The sequence below is a fragment of the Isoptericola sp. NPDC056578 genome (assembly GCF_042793275.1).
GTDB lineage: Bacteria > Actinomycetota > Actinomycetes > Actinomycetales > Cellulomonadaceae > Isoptericola.
On sequence record NZ_JBHTVC010000057.1, the window covers coordinates 15,758 to 31,351 of the forward strand.

Below are 15,594 nucleotides of genomic sequence, written 5' to 3' on the forward strand. Positions count from 1 at the left end.
CGCGCGCCCCGGGCGACCACGCCCTAGCGTCAGTCGGGTGACCCACCGCTGGGCCCGGCCTCTCGCCGGCGCCACCGTCGCCGCCCTGTCCGCGCTCGCCGTCGTCGTCCCGGCCGCCGCCGCGTCGTCCGCGCCACCGTCGTCGGACGCCGTCACCTCGGCGCACGGCCCTGCGCGCGCCGACCACGTGGTGCTCCTCGCCCTCGACGGGTTCGACGCCGAGTACCTGGGCCGTGCGCCAATGCCGCACCTCGAGGCGCTGCTGCGCCGCGGGTCCGTCACGACGTCCACCGGGGTCATGACCTCCATCACGAACCCGTCGTGGGCGTCGGTCGCCACCGGGGCGTGGCCGGAGCGGCACCTCAACTCCGCGTACTGGTTCGACCCCGTCTCGGGCACGGCCCAGGGGCAGCAGCGGGCCCTCGCGGTGCCGACGATCGCCGAGGCGGTCCGCGCCGGCGGCGGCACCGTCTTCTCGTCGCAGTGGTTCATCGTGCAGGACCATGGCGTGTCGTACGGCGACCCCGAGGGCCTGTACACCCAGCCGGGTGGCGACTGCAGCCGGCGCGTCGACGACGCCGTGGCGGTCTTCGCCGGCGAGCCGGTGAGCTCGGGCGGGGAGATGGTCCGGGCCGACGGGTTGCCGGCCCTGACCGCGGTGTACTGCGACGCGCTCGACGCGCTCGGGCACGCCGGCGGCGACGAGCACCCCGGCATCCCCGCCGCGCTCGCCGAGCTCGACGCCCAGCTCGGCCGGCTGGTCCAGGCCACGAAGGACGCGGGGATCTACGGCCGCACGACCTTCGTCGTCACCGGCGACCACGGCATGACCACCTTCGACAAGGGGTTCGCCGCGGAGGGCCTCGCCGCGATCGCCGACGCCGGCTACACGGGCGAGGTCCTCACGGCCGGGAGGTCGCCCGCCCCCGGCACCGACGTCGCGATCGTCGTGGGCGGTGTCGCCGACCTCACGCTGCTGGGCGACGCCGCGGACGACCCGGCGGCCGAGCGCCGCGTCCGGCGCGCGCTCGAGGCGCTGCCCCAGGTCCGGGCGGTGTACGACGACCGCGACCAGCGGCGGATGCGCATGAGCCCACGCCACGGCGACCTCGTCGTCGAGCCGGAGCCGGGCTGGTCGTTCGGGAGCACGCCCGCCGCGCCCGCGGGCCGGCACGGCTCCACCACCGAGCTGGAGGTGCCGCTCGTGCTCGCCGGGTCCGGCGTCCTGCCCGGGCGGCACCCGCGCGACCCGCGGCACGTCGACGTGGCCCCGACGATCGCCGCGCTGCTGGGCGTCGACCCGCCGGCCGGGGCCCAGGGCCGGGTGCTGTCGGAGGCGCTGCGGCGCGGCTGACGCCGGTCGCGCGACGGCTCAGCCCTTCTCCGCCCCCAGCGTGAGCCCGCTGACCATCGCCCGCTGCGCGGCGAAGAAGCCGATGACGACGGGGACGGTGATCGCGATCGACCCGGCCATGAGCACCGTGACCGGCACGTCGAACGTCGCGAGCTGCGCCACGCCCAGCGACACCGTCCACCGCGACCGGTCGTCGACGAGGAAGAGCAGGGCGTACAGGTACTCGTTCCACGCGATCATGAAGATGTACAGGCCGGTGGCGGCGATGCCGGGCATCGTCATGGGAAGCACGAGGCGGCCGATCACCTGCAGGCGGCTCGCCCCGTCGAGCGCGCCGGCCTCCTCGACCGACGCCGGCACGGACGCGAAGTAGTTGCGCAGCATGTAGACGGCCAGCGGCACCGTGCTCGCCATGTAGATGAGCACGAGGCTCGCGATGGACCCGCGCAGACCCAGCCGGCTGAACAGCACGTACAGGGGCACGGCCAGGGCGATCCCCGGGAGGATGTACACCCCGAGGAACACCGCGCCCACCACGCCCCGCCCGGGGAACCTCAGCCGGGTCACGGCGTAGGCCCCGAGCACGCAGACCAGCAGGGTGGCGAGCGTGGTGGACGACGCCAGCACGAGCGAGTTCACCATGAACCCCCCGAGCCCGAAGCCTCCGGCGTCCAGGGGTCGCAGCGCCGTGAGGTACGGGGTCACGTCCACCTGCGTGGGCCACGGCACGGCCGGGTGCGCCGCGACGTCCGCGAACGGGCGCAACGACAGCCCCAGCGCGTAGAACAGCGGGAACGCCGCGAACAGCGTGCCCGCCGCGATCACGACGACGCGCACCGCCCCGGCGACCCGCTCGCCCCCGGACCGTCGACGCCTCCGACGGCTCGCCGCCGCCTCGACCGGACCCTGCCTCACTCCGTCTCCCTCCGCCGCTGCAGCACCAGGTAGAGCGCGATGAACACGGCGAGGATCGCCGTGATCGCCACCCCGACGCCAGACGCCGCCCCGATGTCCGAGCGGGTGACCAGCTCGTTGTAGACCCGCACCGCGAGCACCTCGGTCCCGGCCGCGCCCCCGGTGAGCAGGTACACCTCGTTGAAGGTCTGGAACGTCCAGATGAAGCGGAGCAGCAGGAGGATCGAGACCACCCCCGCCAGCTCCGGCAGGACGACGTGACGGATCCGCTGCCACGGTCCCGCGCCGTCGAGCGCCGCGGCCTCCTCCAGGTCGCCGGACACCGCGTGCAGCCGCGCCGCCGCGAACAGGTAGGCCAGCGGGAAGGTGTGCCAGACCATGACCACGATGACGCTGACCAGCGCCACGGGGACGGTGACGCCGAGCACCGTCGTGTCGGGCGTGGTGAGGAAGGCGACCGGCTCGTCCCAGCCGAGCAGGCTCGTGCCCACCGCGTTCACCCAGCCGTACTGGGTGTTCAGCAGGGTGCGCCACGTCTGCATCGACGCGACGACAGGCAGCACGTACGGCACGAGCACCAGCGCCCGCACCACCGCCCGGGCCGGGAACGGCCGCCGCAGCGCGAGGGCCATCGCGACGCCGGCCGCGACCGACAGCACCGCCGTCGCCACCGAGAGCACCACCGTGGTGCGCAGCGCCGTCCAGAACCCGGCCGACGTGAACAGCCCGACGACGTTCTCCGGGTCGAGCTCGAGGTCCGCGAGGGTCAGGTGCGGCAGCTGGGCGAGCTTGATGTCCTGGAATGCGAGCACCACCACTGCGAGGAACGGCAGCACCACCACGGCAGCGACCACCAGCACCGTCGGCGTCACCAGGGCGGCGCCCGCCCGGGCGTCCTGCCGGGAGCGGGTGCTCCGGGCAGGACGCCGGACCGGGGCGGCGACGCGGGTCACTCGAGGTCCTGCTGCACCGTCTCGACGGCGGACCGCAGGTCGTCCGCCACCTGGGCGGGGTCGCCGTCCGAGAACAGCGGGCCCACGGTCTGCGGCACCACCTGCTGCTGGATCGTCACGGAGGCCAGCAGCGCGTCCGGCGTGCCCGCGCCCCAGCGCACGTACTGCTCCGCGCCCGTCGCGAGCGCGTTCGCCACGTCCTGCCCGTACACGTCCGTGATCGACCGGTCCCCGCCGTCGGCCCCGAACGGCAGCGTCGCCCACGCGTCCACGTACTCGGTGGGGTTGTCCGGGGTGCCGAGCCGGGTGGGGATCCGGCCCTCCGTGGCCATGCCCAGGGAGTCCGCGTAGCCCTCCGTCATGAGGAACTCCACGTACTGCTTCGCTGCCTCGGTCTGCGCCCCCTCCGGGATCGACAGCTGGAGCACGTTGCCGAACTGGACCGCGTCGTCGTTGCTCGGGCCGAACAGCCCGGTCACCACGCCCGTGTTCGCGGAGAGGTACGTCGGGTCGTCGGCGCACTCGTCGCACGTGACCGGGTTGTTGGGGTCGAAGCCCGCCACCTCGTCGAGGATGTGCGTGGAGAACATCACCATCGACGAGTCGCCCGCGAGGTACGACGCGCGCGCGGCGTCGACGTCGAGCTCGCCCTTGCCGGCCGTCGCCGCCATGCGCTGGTAGAGCTCGAGCCCCTCCACGCAGGCGTCCGAGTCGAGCGTCACGGTGCCGCCCTCCGCGAGCTGGCACCCGTTGGGCAGCAGCGTCGCCTCGAGCGTCTCCCCCGCCCACGCGTCGCCGGGCTGCGTGCCGAGCGCGATGCCGCCGTCGCCGGCCGCCCGCATCGCCTCGGCCGCGTCGGCCACGTCGGCGAGCGACTCCGGAGGCTCGACGCCCGCCTTCTCGAACTGGTCGGTGCGGTAGAGCAGCAGGTAGCCCCAGCCGTCCATCGGGACCCCGGACGGCTGGTCGTCCACCGTGACCATCGACATGGCACCGTCGGCGAACGTGTCCGGGCCGAGGCTCTCGACGAGCTCGGCGGCGGCGTCCTGGTCGAGGATGCCCTGGTCGACCCACGCCGGCGACTGCTCCCAGCCGTGCAGGATGACGTCCGGCACCTCCCCTGACGCCGCGTTGGCCAGCAGCGTCGTGTTCTGGTCCGCGCCCGCGAGGGGCACGACCTCGACGTCGATGCCCGTCTCCTCCGTGAACCGGGACGCGATCTCCTCCTGCGCCGCGACCCGCTCCGGTGTCGTCTGCGCCGTCCAGAACGTGAGGGTGTCGACCTCCTCCGCGGCGTCGTCCCCACCACCGCCCGAGCACGCCGCGAGCAGCAGCGCCGCCGCCGCGAACGCCGGGGCGGTGCGCATGACCCTAGGTGTCGTCATCTCGTTGCCTCCTCCTGCTCCGCCGGCTCCCTGCCGGTCCGGTCGTGCGTTCCCTGCTGCGCCGCCAGGAGCCGGCCGGCGGCGACGACGACGTCGCCCCCCGGCGCGGTCGGCAGCGGGACGTCGCCGTCCACCCAGGTCTCCTCGGCGTCGGCGACGGCCGCCCGCAACCGTGCGACGGCCGCCCCGGCGTCCTCCCCCTCGGCGACCGCCTCGAGCGCGGCGAACCACGCCGCCCAGCGCGGGCGGTACAGGCCGTCCACGAGGCCCGCCCAGTGCCGTCCCGAGTAGTCGTGCAGGCCCGAGTCGTCGCGGCCCCAGACCGTCACGATGCGTCGGGCGTCGCGCGCGAGGACGGCGCGCTCGCCCGCGTCGTCGCCCCACCGGGCGGCGTCCTCGACCCAGCGGCCCGCGAGCCGGCTCCCGCTGGTGCCCGCGAGCGCCGCCAGGTCGTCGAGGGCCGCGAGCACGGTCTCGCCTTCCGCCCGGACGGCGGCGGCGTCGCCCGCGGCGGCCGCGGCGGCCGCGCGGTGCACCGGGGCGCGCAGCCGCTGCGCGGCGACGTGCGTCGTCACGTCGATCAGGTCCTCCACCCAGGGCCCGCGGGGCCCGAGCTCCTCGACCACGGTCGTGAGGAGCGCGGCCGCGCGGGCGAGCTCGGGCAGATCTCCCAGGACGTGCCTGTCCGCGTCGACGTCCACGTTCGCCGACGGCGGCCGGTCGGGGTCGAGCGCCTCCCCGGCGCGCCGCTGGGTCGCGAACGGCGGGGCGAGGTCGACGGGCCGCGCGATGACGGGGGACGGCGCGGACCGCGTCGCGCCCGGTCGGTACACGGTGCGGCCGAGCACCCACCAGGCCTCCTGCGCGGCGTCGCGCACGCGCGGGTGCCCCGCGAGGCGGTAGCGCCGCCCGACGAACCCCGCCAGCCACCCCTCGACGTCGAACCCGTCGAGGTCCTCGATCCAGGGCAGCCGGGTGGCGAGCTCGTAGAAGGCCGGGTTGTGCTCGATGGCCTCCGGCGCCAGGCCGACCCCCCGCAGCGTCACGGGCGCCGAGCGACGCGCGGCGCCGTACCCGTCGAGCAGCCCCCGCAGGTCGCCGTGCAGGGAGAACCGGGCGCCGAAGTTGTGGACCGTGCACCACACCCAGGGCCGGCGGGCGATCTCCCGGTCGTCCGACCAGACGGGCGCGTGCTCGGCCCACAGGTCGAGGAGCAGCAGGCGGTCGCCCGGCACCGCCTCGAGGAAGGCGTCGACGCGCTCCCGCGTCCAGAACGCCCGGTGGTAGTGGAACGGCCAGGCCTGCATGACCCACGTGGCCGCCGGGTCCGCACCGCGGATGCCCTCCCACAGCGAGCGGCCCAGCTCCCGGAGGTAGTCCGGGTCGGCCGAGGGCGGCTCGGACTCGATGAGCGGGTCGGCGGAGTAGAGGTGGTCGGTGCCGACCATGGCCTGCTGGTGGCGTCGCACGCTCCCGGCCAGCTCCCCCAGCTCGGCCGAGCCCGGCTCCAGGAGCGGCGTCGTGAACCTCTGCCACCGGGTGCGGCGCGCGCCGGCGGGGGCGAGCGCGTCCGGCACGTGCCCGCCGAAGGCCGGCAGCACCGGCCGCATCCCGAGCTCCCGCATCCGTGCCGCGACCCGCCGTGCCAGGGCGGCACGCCGCTCGAACCACCGCCGGGGCAACGGCCCGCCGAACCCGCTGAGGCTGCCCATGAAGGTCCACGGCAGGTAGGCGGCGCCGCCGAGCCACTCCCGCGACTGCTCGGGCGTCGCCCCGGCGTCGACGAACGCCGCGTGCAGCACCGCCTCGTGCCCGAGGGTGAGCAGCGGCGCGGTGACGCCGTGCAGCGCCATCCAGTCGACCTCGCGCTCCCAGCGCTCCCAGCCCCAGAACGGCGCCGAGTACCCGGTGGTGACGACGTTGAGGTAGTACCGCACCGCAGCGTCGGTGCGGCACGTGGTGGGGGCGGCGTCGGGCCAGCGGTCGGGGCGCTCGCGTGCCGCGACAGGGTCGTCCCAGGTGACCTGGAGCCCCACGACGTCGGCGAGGTAGCGGGCGAAGCCCACGCCCAGCGTCGCGACGTCCCCCGCGCTCACCTCGAGCGTCCCGCCCGCGGCGGAGTACCGGAACGTCCCCTCCCCCAGTCCCGGGTCGACGTCGAGCCGCACGTCCCGTGCCGGACGGCCCGTCGCACGCTCCACGAGCCGCCGGACGCCGGCCGCGTCGCGGGTCACGTCCCCGGTCACAGGTGCACCACCTCCCCCGTGCTGCGCGAGCGCTCCGCGGCGAACGCGATCCGGTGGCTGACGGCGGCGTCGGCGAGGTGGGTCGGCACCCGCACCCCCGGTCGCACCCGCCGGTCGCGCACCGTGGCGACGAACTCGCGCATCAGCCCGTCGTCCCCGCCGGCGTGACCGTCGGACTCGCGGCGCCCCGGCTCGACGAGCAGGTCGACGTCGTCCACGGGCGCGGTGACGACGGTCACGACGTCGTCGTCCGGGAGCCCGGACCGGCCCTCGGCGTCGCGGTCCCACCGGGGCGCCCCTCCGAGCTCCGCGCCCCGGCGCGGCAGGAAGCGGCGCAGCGTGACCTCCCCGGTGTCGAGGCGACCCTCGATCTCGCCGTGCGACCCGAGGATGCGCACCGTGCGGGTGTTCGCCTCCGTGAACGCGCCCACCCGCAGCGTGGCCGTGACCCCTGCGGCGTAGGTCAGTGCCACCACCTGGTGGTCCACCGCGTCGTTGTCGCAGCGGTAGACGCAGCGGCCGTACGGGCCCTCCCGTAGCGCGCGCAGCCGGCCCTCCGCGGACGTGTCCCCGGTGATCGCCGTGACCGGCCAGGCGTGGTGGTCGCGCAGGCGTTCCACGTAGAACCGGGGGGCGTGGAACGGGCAGGCGTCGGCCGCCGGGCAGCCGTCCGTGCAACGCTCCGGGGCGCCCTCCGGCGCGTTCTCCGCGCGGAACTGCGTGAGTGCCCCCGTGGAGTACACGGTGGCCGGCTCGGCCCCGAGGAGCCAGGTGATCACGTCGAGGTCGTGGCACGCCTTGGCCAGCAGGAGCGGGCTCGAGGTGTCCGCGCGCCGCCAGCTTCCCCGCACGTACGAGTGCACGAAGTGCCAGTACCCCGGGTCCTCGGTCTGCTCCAGGTGCACGACGCGACCGACCGCGCCCTCGTCGAGCAGCTCCTTGAGGTGCCGGAAGAACGCCGTGTAGCGCAGCACGTGCGCCACCCCGACCGGGACGTCCGCCTCGCCCACCGCCCGCACGATCTCCTCCAGCTCGGCGGGGGAGGTGGCCACCGGCTTCTCCACGAGGATGGCGTACCCCCGCCGGGCTGCGGCCAGCAGGGGCCCGGTGCGCAGCCGGTCCGGGGTGGCCACGACCACCGCGTCCGCGATCCTGTCCGCCGCCAGCAGGTCCTCCCACCCCGAGTAGGCCCGGTCCGCCGCGATCCCGTGCGCGGCGACGAGGGCGGCACGACGGCCGTCATCGGGCTCGGCGACCGCCACGACCTGCACCTCGTCGGGATGCCGCAGGCAGTAGTCCGCGTACGCCTCGGCGCCACGGTGCCCCGCCCCGACGACGGCGATCGTCACTGGTCGCACGCCCTGCTCCTCACCCTCGTCGCCGCTGATGCGTCACGAGACTCGCCGGGGGCACGCGCGGCTGCAAGAATCCGGGCGATGACGAACGGAACCTCCGTCTCGAGGGACCCCGTGCACGGATCGCCCGCCCTGACGGGGCCCGACCGACGGATCGTCGGCGCGCTGCTCGCCCACCCACGCGCGACGGTCGCGGCCCTCGCGACGGCGGCCGGTGTCACCTCGCCGACCGCGTCGCGCCGGCTGGCGGCGCTCCTCGCCCGGGGCGACGTGCGCGTCACGGGGGTGCTCGACCGGGAGTGGGCCCGGGCGGGCCTCACCGTGTGGTTGCGGGTGCGCTGCGCGCCCGGCCACAGCCGCGACGTGGCGCGCCAGATCGCGTCGTGGGACGAGGCCGGGTACGTGGCGGTCACCGGCGGCGAGCTCGACTGCGCGGCACAGGTCGCGGTGCGCAACGCCCGCGAGCTGCTGGGCGTGACCCACCACCGGCTGCGGTCGATGACCGGCGTGGTGACGGGCGACGCGCTCCGCGTGCTGCGGCGCTTCGCCACCCCGCACGGGTGGACCGCGGGGATCCTCGCCCCGCAGGAGACGGCCCGGCTGCGGACCGGGCGCTGGGACGCCTGGGACGAGGGGCGGGAACCGCGCGGCGTGTCCCTCGACGAGGTCGACGCCCGGCTCGTGGACGCCCTCGTGGCGGACGGCCGGCTGAGCTGGCGCGAGCTCGGCGAGCGCGCCGCCGTCGCGCCCGCCACCGCCGGCCGGCGGGTGGAGGCGCTCATGCGCCGCGGTCCGCTGCGGGTGCGCGCGGTCGTGGACCCCGCGCTCGTGGGGCGGCCCGTGGTAGCCCTTGTCTGGCTCCGGGTGCTGCCGTCCCGGCTGGAGGTCGCGGGACGCACGCTCGCCGCCCATCCCGACGTCCTGAGCGTCGCCGCCACGACCGGGCAGCACAACCTGTGCGGCGAGATCGCCGTGGCCGACGATGAGGCCCTCTACCGGTTCCTCACGAGCGACGTCGGCAGCATCCCTGGCGTCGCCGCGGTCGAGGTGACGGACGGGCTCGAGGTGATCAAGCGCGCCGCGCGGATCTTCGGGTCGCCGCTCGACCACGACGACGTCCCGCCCCTCCCCTGAGGTCGTCTGCGGCAGGATGCTCGCATGGGCGAGGTCGCGGGATCCGAGGTCGTGGCGCTGTACGACGAGTCGGGGCGCCCGTGCGGCACGGCGCCGCGGTCGCGGGTGCGGGCGGAGAACCTGCGGCACGCGGCCACCGCCGTCGTGGTGCGCAACCGGGCCGGTGACGTCTACGTGCACCGCCGCACCGATACGAAGGACCTGTATCCCGGCCGGTACGACTTCTGCGCGGGCGGCGTGCTGCGCGCCGGCGAGGACCCGACCGACTCCGCGCGCCGCGAGCTGGCCGAGGAGCTCGGCGTGACCGGGGTGGAGCTGGTGCCGCTCGGCGTCGCCGACTACGCCGACGACCGCACCCGGATGCGCGAGTTCCTCTACGAGTGCACCTACGACGGGCCCGTGACCTGGCAGCCGGAGGAGGTCGCCTGGGGCGCGTGGGTGCCGCCCGCCCGCCTGCTGCGGATGATCGACGACGTGCCGTTCATGCCCGACTCCGTGGCCAACCTCGCCGGCTGGCTCGACGACCTGCGCGCCACCCTGCCGAGGTAGTCCGAGCGGCCGCGAGGTAGTCCGAGCGACCGCGAGGTAGCACCGGGACGGGCGGTCAGCCCGCGACGAGCTCGGCCTCGAAGCCGTCCGCGTCCTCGAGGTAGGCGGCATAGTGGTCGGGGCCGCCGGCGAACGGGTGCCGATCGGCGAAGAGCAGCGACCACCCGTGCGCGGGCGCGGCAGCGACGAGCGCGTCGACCTGCGCGCGCGAGCCCGCGTGCAGGGCCAGGTGGTTCAGGCCCGGCCGCCGACGGTCGTGGGCGGGGGCCGACAGGGCGGGGCTCTGCTCGACGACGACGTAGCCGTCGTCGAGCAGCCACGACCGCCCGTGCTCCCACGCCTGGTGCGTCCGGTAGCCGAGCTCGCCGAGGAGCCAGCCCCAGGAGCGCTCGGCGCGCGCCAGGTCGGGCACCCACAGCTCGACGTGGTGGACGGCCCCGCGGCGCGGTCGACCGGTCATCGGGCGGCGACGTCGGCCATGAGGTCGGCGGACAGCGGCGCGAGCGGGTGCGGCGCGGCCGGTTCGGCCGGGTCGACCCAGACGTGCTCGGCGAGCTCGGCGCGCGTCTCGACGTCGAACCCGGCGGGCAGGGCCACCTCGAAGACGTGCGCGTCGACCACGTGGTCCGGCTCGTTGGCCGCGACGGCGGCGCGGCGCCCGAGCAGGCGGGCGGCGGCCGGGTCGACGACCAGCCCGATCTCCTCCGCGCACTCGCGCACGAGCGCGGCGACAGGCTCCTCGCCCGGCTCGATCTTGCCGCCCACCTGCATGAACGCCGTGGTGCCGTGCTTGCGCACGAGCAGCGCGCGGCCGTCCTCGCGCACGATGACGGCGGCGACGATGTGCAGGGTGGTGACGCCCGTGCGGGCGTGCTCCGTGCTGTCGGCGGGGGTGTGACCGGTCATGTCAGGGCTGCTCCGCAATCTCCTCGATGACCTTGCCGTCCAGCACCTGCACCACGAGCTGCACGCCGACCAGCCCGGCGGACGTGATGTCGGGGTCGTCGGCGGAGGGCTCGTCGTCCGCGGGGTTCCCGCCGGACGCGGGCGCCCAGGACGACCGGCCCTCCGACTGCTGCGCCTCGCGCACCCGGCGCTCGGCGGCCTGCCGCGGGGTCTCGCGCGCAGGCGGGGCCGCCGGGGCGGACACTGCCGGGCCGGACGGGGCGGGCGTGCTCGCGGCCGGCGCGCTCGCCGGCACGTCGGGCTGGGGCCGCGGCGACGCGACGGGCCGGCCGACCCGGGCCACGGCGGGCTCGTCGAGCGGCGGCTCGGGCTCGTCGTCGGGCGGGGGCTCGTGCAAGGAGACGCCGGCGAGCCAGGCGGCATCCGCCTCGTCGACCGAGGCGACCTGCCTCGCCTGCTGCTGAGGCTGCGGAGACCGCTGCGGGGCGTCCTGCGGCGCACGACGAGCGGGCGGCTCGACGACCGCGACGGCGGTGTCCGGGCGCGGCTCGCTCGCCGCGACGGTGGCGGCGGAGGGGCGGGCGCCGGCTTCCCCGCCGCCGGTGGCACCGCCTCCCCCACCGCCGGAACGCCCCTCGCCGGGCGGCGGGACGTCGGGCCATGCGGCGTCGTCGGACCGCTCGGAGTCGTCGGGCTCCTCAGCGGCGTCGCTGCCCGGGTCCGACGGCGCAGGAGAGCTGCCGGCCTCCCGAGGACGCGCGCCGGCCTCGTTCTCGACGATCTCGACCTGCACTGCGACACCGAGCGCCTGGTAGACGGCGTCCGAGATGGTCTCCGGACGCCCGCGACGCGCCAGCCCGACGACGGCCGGCGCGAACCCGAGGCGCAGCACGTCACGCTCGAGGGTCAGCACCTGGGCGTTCTCGCCGAGGAACGCGGCGGCCTGCGGGCTCTGGATGGCGCCCAGGACCTCGCGCCACCGGCGTCGGACCACCTCGGTGGTCACGGCGCTGGCGGGAGCGGACGGCGCGGACTCCGGCTCCGGCTCCGGCTGAACCGCCGGGGCGGCCTCGACGGGCTCGACCACCGCAGGCTCGGGCTCCGCGGACGGCGCGGCCTCGACCGGCTCGACCACCGCAGGCTCAGGCTCCGCGGACGGCGCGGCATCGACCGGCTCGACCGGCTCGACCACCGCAGGCTCGGGCTCCGCGGACGGCGCGGCATCGACCGGCTCGACCACCGCAGGCTCAGGCTCGACGGGCGAGGTGTCCCCGACCGGCTCGGCCACCGCGGGCTCGGGCTCGCCGGCGCTCTCGGGCTCGGCGACCGGACGCCGGCTCGCCTGCAGGGCGGCCCGGGCAGCGGCGGCCCCGCTCAGCCCTCCTCCCCCGCCCTCGGACACCGGCGGAGCGGGAGTCGGTGCGGCGTCACCGTGAGCGGGCGGACCTGCCGGAGCGGCCGGACCGGCCGCGATCCTGCCCCGCTCGAGGCGGTCGATGCGCGCGGCGAGACCCTCCACGCCGTCGTCGGCGCCGGGCAGCAGCAGGCGCGCGCAGAGCAGCTCGAGGTGCAGCCGGGGCGAGGTGGCGCCCGTCATCTCGGTGAGCGCGGCGTTGACGAGGTCGGCCGCCCGCGACAGCTCGGACACGCCGAGACGTCCGGCCTGCGCGCGCATCCGCTCGAGCTGGTCGGCGGGCAGCCCCCGCAGCACGGCCTCGGCCGCGTCGCCGGAGACGGCGATGACGATGAGGTCGCGCAGCCGCTCCAGTACGTCCTCGACGAACCGCCGCGGCTCGTGCCCGGTGGCGATCACCTGGTCGACGACGCGGAAGATCGACGCGCCGTCACTGGCGGCGAGCGCGTCGACGACGTCGTCGAGCAGGGTGGCGTGCGTGAACCCGAGGAGGCCGACGGCGGTGTCGTACGCGACGACCCCGCCGGTCGCGCCCGCGATGAGCTGGTCCAGCACGGAGAGGCTGTCACGCACGGAGCCGCCGCCCGCGCGGGTCACGAGCGGCACGACGCCTCCGCCCAGCTCGATCCCCTCGGCCGCGGTGAGCTGCTCGAGATAGGGGCCCAGCACGTCCGGCGGCACGAGCCGGAACGGGTAGTGGTGGGTGCGCGACCGGATGGTGCCGATCACCTTGTCGGGCTCCGTCGTCGCGAAGACGAACTTCACGTGCGGCGGCGGCTCCTCGACGATCTTGAGCAGGGCGTTGAAGCCCTGCGGCGTCACCATGTGCGCCTCGTCGAGGATGAAGATCTTGTACCGGTCGCGGGCGGGCGCGAACGTGGCGCGCTCGCGCAGGTCGCGGGCGTCGTCGACGCCGTTGTGGCTGGCCGCGTCGATCTCGACGACGTCGAGCGAGCCGGGGCCGCCGCGCGCCAGCTCGACGCACGACGGGCACTCGCCACACGGGGTGTCGAGCGGGGTCTCCGGGGTGTTGCGCGCGCAGTTGAGCGTCCGCGCGAGGATGCGGGCGGACGTCGTCTTGCCGCAGCCGCGCGGGCCGGAGAAGAGGTAGGCGTGGTTGACGCGCCCGCTGCGCAGGGCCTGCATGAGCGGTGCGGTGACGTGCTCCTGGCCGATCACCTCGGCGAACGTCTCGGGCCGGTAGCGGCGGTACAGGGCTGTCGTCACCCGGCCAACCCTAGACGCCGCAGCCGACACCGACGAGGCCGCTGCGCAGCCCGGTCCGCGCGTGCTCGCCGACGTAGCACCTGGTGACAATTCAGGCCGGTGAACCGTCACCAGGTACTACGTCGAGGCCGTCAGCGGTGCAGCACCTTGCGCGCCAGGCGGTTCCCCACCCACTGCACGACCTGCACGATGACGATGATCACGGCGACGGTGACCAGCACGACCATCCAGTTGTAGCGCTGGTAGCCGTACCGCAGGGCGAAGTCACCGAGCCCGCCACCGCCGATGAGGCCGGCGATCGCCGACATGTCGAGCACCGCGATGAACAGGAACGTGTAGCCGAGGATCAGCGGGGCGAGGGCCTCGGGGACCAGCACCGTGGTGATGATGCGCCACGACGACGCCCCCATCGCGCGGGCCGCCTCCACCACGCCGGGGTCGATGCCGACGAGGTTCTGCTCCACGATCCGCGACGTGCCGAACGCCGTCATGACCGACAACGGGAAGATGAACGCCTCGGTGCCGAGCGTCGTGCCCACGACCTGCAGCGTCACGGGCCCGAGCAGCGTCACGAAGATGATGAACGGGATCGGGCGGACGATGTTGACGATCACGTTGAGGATGCCGAACACGGCCTTGTTGGCCAGCAGGTTGCCCGGCCGGGTCACGTAGAGCGCGAGCCCCAGCGCCAGGCCGGCGATGCCGCCGGTGAGCAGCGCGATCGTGACCATCTGCAGGGTCTGGCCGAACGCCTCCCACAGCAGCGGCCACAGGGTGGACCAGTCGCGGTTCATGAGCGACCTCCCAGGTTGCCGAAGAAGCCGTGGCGGGTGATCGCGTCACGCGCCTCGCGGTACGGGTCGCCGAGCTCGTCATCCTCGTCCGGCGCAGGTGTGCCGCCCTGTGGACCGCGGTCGGCCCGGATCGCCCGCGGGTCGTCGACCGGGTGCTCGGCCGTGCCCAGGTCCACGACGTCGGCCCGCTCGCGCAGCGCGGCGAGGAGCGCCGCGATGCGGTCGTCGGGCGCGACGAGCTCGACGGTGAGCGAGCCGAACGGCCGCTGGCCGACCTCGCTGATGCCGCCGAAGACGACGGCGCCGTCCACCTCGTGCTCGCGCAGCAGGCGGAACAGCTCGGTGCCGGAGCTCGCGCCCTCCCGCACGCCGACGGTGACGAGCCGCCCGGGGTGGCGCTCGCGCAGGCGGGCGAGCGCGTCGGGCGAGGGCCGGTCGTGCATGGACGTGCCGACGAACCGCTGGGCGGCGTCGGCGCTGGGCGCGGAGAAGACGTCGTACACGTCGCCGACCTCGACCACCTTGCCGTGCTCCATGACGGCGACGCGGTCGCACAGGGAACGCACGACGTCCATCTCGTGGGTGATGACGACGATGGTGAGGCCGAGCTCCGCGTTGACGCGGCGCAGCAGCGCCAGCACGTCGCGGGTGGTCTCGGGGTCGAGGGCGGACGTCGCCTCGTCGGCGAGCAGGATGGTGGGCGACGTCGCCAGGGCGCGGGCGATGCCCACGCGCTGCTTCTGCCCGCCGGAGAGCTGACGCGGGTACGCCCGCGCCTTGTCGGAGAGCCCCACGAACTCGAGCAGCTCGGCCACCCGGGCCGCGCGCTTCTCCTTCGGCCAGCGCGCCACCTTGAGCGGGTAGGCGACGTTGCCCGCGACGGTGCGCGAGCTCAGCAGGTTGAACTGCTGGAAGATCATGCCGATCCGCGCGCGGATCCCGCGGACCTTGCGCTCCGGCAGGCCGGTGAGGTCCGTGCCCTCGACGAGCACCGAGCCCGACGTGACGGTCTCCAGCGCGTTGACGAGGCGCACCAGCGTGGACTTGCCCGCGCCGGAGTAGCCGATGACGCCGAAGATCTCGCCCGCGCGCACCGTGAGGGACACGTCGTCGACGGCGTGCACTGCTCGGTCGCCCTCGCCGAACGTCTTCGACACCCCGCGCAGCTCGATCGCCGGCGTCCCGGGGGCCGGTCCGGCCTGGTTGTCGCTCACCTGTTCGTCCTCACTGGTCTGCGCTCGCTCGTCGTCGCCCGTGGTCGGCCCGTCGTCCGCTCGACCGGTCGTGCTGCCCATCGTGCCCAGCACGACGGCCGGGGCGCGCGGGCTGGCCCGCGCGCCCCGGCCGTCGTCGGGTCAGGAG

At 75.3% G+C, this 15,594-nt stretch carries 13 protein-coding genes; 3 read left to right on the forward strand and 10 right to left on the reverse strand.

Going from position 1 to position 15,594, the window contains the following annotated elements; all coding sequences use genetic code 11:
- Positions 1-37: 37 nt before the first annotated feature.
- On the forward strand, positions 38-1,354 hold the full coding sequence (locus ACFQ80_RS18120; protein ID WP_430564618.1) for an alkaline phosphatase family protein: 1,317 nt from the start codon (positions 38-40) through the stop codon (positions 1,352-1,354).
- A gap of 18 nt (positions 1,355-1,372) precedes the next feature.
- On the opposite strand, the gene ACFQ80_RS18125 is transcribed toward ACFQ80_RS18120, so the two are convergent.
- From ACFQ80_RS18125 to ACFQ80_RS18145, 5 genes are read right to left on the reverse strand one after another with little or no spacing between them, the layout of a single operon-like run.
- Positions 1,373-2,269, reverse strand: a complete 897-nt coding sequence (locus ACFQ80_RS18125) for a carbohydrate ABC transporter permease (protein ID WP_430551312.1) — start codon at positions 2,267-2,269, stop codon at positions 1,373-1,375.
- Positions 2,266-3,222 (reverse strand): carbohydrate ABC transporter permease, encoded by a 957-nt coding sequence (locus ACFQ80_RS18130; protein WP_430564619.1) that lies wholly within the window; start codon positions 3,220-3,222, stop codon positions 2,266-2,268. Before ACFQ80_RS18130 ends, ACFQ80_RS18125 begins: the two co-directional genes overlap by 4 nt.
- The gene (locus ACFQ80_RS18135; protein WP_430564620.1) at positions 3,219-4,607 is read right to left on the reverse strand and encodes an ABC transporter substrate-binding protein; all 1,389 of its coding nucleotides are present in this window, start codon (positions 4,605-4,607) and stop codon (positions 3,219-3,221) included. The genes ACFQ80_RS18130 and ACFQ80_RS18135 overlap by 4 nt, the downstream gene beginning before the upstream one ends.
- Positions 4,604-6,853 carry an alpha-N-acetylglucosaminidase TIM-barrel domain-containing protein gene (locus tag ACFQ80_RS18140; protein ID WP_430564621.1) on the reverse strand — a complete coding sequence of 750 codons (2,250 nt, stop codon included), beginning with the start codon at positions 6,851-6,853 and terminating at the stop codon, positions 4,604-4,606. The genes ACFQ80_RS18135 and ACFQ80_RS18140 overlap by 4 nt, the downstream gene beginning before the upstream one ends.
- Positions 6,850-8,211: a Gfo/Idh/MocA family protein gene (locus ACFQ80_RS18145; protein ID WP_430564622.1), complete on the reverse strand. Its 1,362-nt coding sequence runs from the start codon at positions 8,209-8,211 to the stop codon at positions 6,850-6,852. Before ACFQ80_RS18145 ends, ACFQ80_RS18140 begins: the two co-directional genes overlap by 4 nt.
- A 78-nt stretch (positions 8,212-8,289) precedes the next feature.
- Here ACFQ80_RS18145 and ACFQ80_RS18150 point away from each other — a divergent pair, with 78 nt between their 5' ends.
- A complete protein-coding gene (locus ACFQ80_RS18150) occupies positions 8,290-9,342 on the forward strand; it encodes an Lrp/AsnC family transcriptional regulator (RefSeq protein WP_430564623.1) in 1,053 nt (350 codons plus the stop codon).
- Positions 9,343-9,366: 24 nt separating this feature from the next.
- Complete coding sequence (locus tag ACFQ80_RS18155) at positions 9,367-9,891, forward strand: NUDIX hydrolase (protein ID WP_430551318.1); 525 nt, start codon at positions 9,367-9,369, stop codon at positions 9,889-9,891.
- 55 nt (positions 9,892-9,946) lie between these two features.
- Here ACFQ80_RS18155 and ACFQ80_RS18160 read toward each other — a convergent pair whose 3' ends face one another.
- From ACFQ80_RS18160 to ACFQ80_RS18180, 5 genes are all read right to left on the reverse strand, one after another.
- Positions 9,947-10,351, reverse strand: a complete 405-nt coding sequence (locus tag ACFQ80_RS18160) for a VOC family protein (protein ID WP_430564624.1) — start codon at positions 10,349-10,351, stop codon at positions 9,947-9,949.
- On the reverse strand, positions 10,348-10,797 hold the full coding sequence (locus tag ACFQ80_RS18165) for an NUDIX domain-containing protein (RefSeq protein WP_430564625.1): 450 nt from the start codon (positions 10,795-10,797) through the stop codon (positions 10,348-10,350). The genes ACFQ80_RS18160 and ACFQ80_RS18165 overlap by 4 nt, the downstream gene beginning before the upstream one ends.
- A 1-nt stretch (position 10,798) precedes the next feature.
- Positions 10,799-13,438, reverse strand: a complete 2,640-nt coding sequence (locus ACFQ80_RS18170) for a DNA polymerase III subunit gamma and tau (protein ID WP_430564626.1) — start codon at positions 13,436-13,438, stop codon at positions 10,799-10,801.
- Positions 13,439-13,569: 131 nt separating this feature from the next.
- Positions 13,570-14,232 carry a methionine ABC transporter permease gene (locus ACFQ80_RS18175; protein WP_430551323.1) on the reverse strand — a complete coding sequence of 221 codons (663 nt, stop codon included), beginning with the start codon at positions 14,230-14,232 and terminating at the stop codon, positions 13,570-13,572.
- Entirely contained in the window at positions 14,229-15,527 is a 1,299-nt protein-coding gene (locus ACFQ80_RS18180) for a methionine ABC transporter ATP-binding protein (RefSeq protein WP_430551324.1), read from the reverse strand. Before ACFQ80_RS18180 ends, ACFQ80_RS18175 begins: the two co-directional genes overlap by 4 nt.
- Between the last annotated feature and the right edge of the window lie 67 nt (positions 15,528-15,594).

What these genes read in the sequence shown, in the direction of transcription:
- ACFQ80_RS18175 (WP_430551323.1), bottom strand. Translation starts at nt 14,232, where the DNA reads ATGAACCGCGACTGGTCCACCCTGTGGCCGCTGCTGTGGGAGGCGTTC.
- ACFQ80_RS18165 (WP_430564625.1), bottom strand. Translation starts at nt 10,797, where the DNA reads ATGACCGGTCACACCCCCGCCGACAGCACGGAGCACGCCCGCACGGGC.
- ACFQ80_RS18160 (WP_430564624.1), bottom strand. Translation starts at nt 10,351, where the DNA reads ATGACCGGTCGACCGCGCCGCGGGGCCGTCCACCACGTCGAGCTGTGG.
- ACFQ80_RS18180 (WP_430551324.1), bottom strand. Translation starts at nt 15,527, where the DNA reads ATGGGCAGCACGACCGGTCGAGCGGACGACGGGCCGACCACGGGCGAC.
- ACFQ80_RS18155 (WP_430551318.1), top strand. Translation starts at nt 9,367, where the DNA reads ATGGGCGAGGTCGCGGGATCCGAGGTCGTGGCGCTGTACGACGAGTCG.
- ACFQ80_RS18135 (WP_430564620.1), bottom strand. Translation starts at nt 4,607, where the DNA reads ATGACGACACCTAGGGTCATGCGCACCGCCCCGGCGTTCGCGGCGGCG.
- ACFQ80_RS18150 (WP_430564623.1), top strand. Translation starts at nt 8,290, where the DNA reads ATGACGAACGGAACCTCCGTCTCGAGGGACCCCGTGCACGGATCGCCC.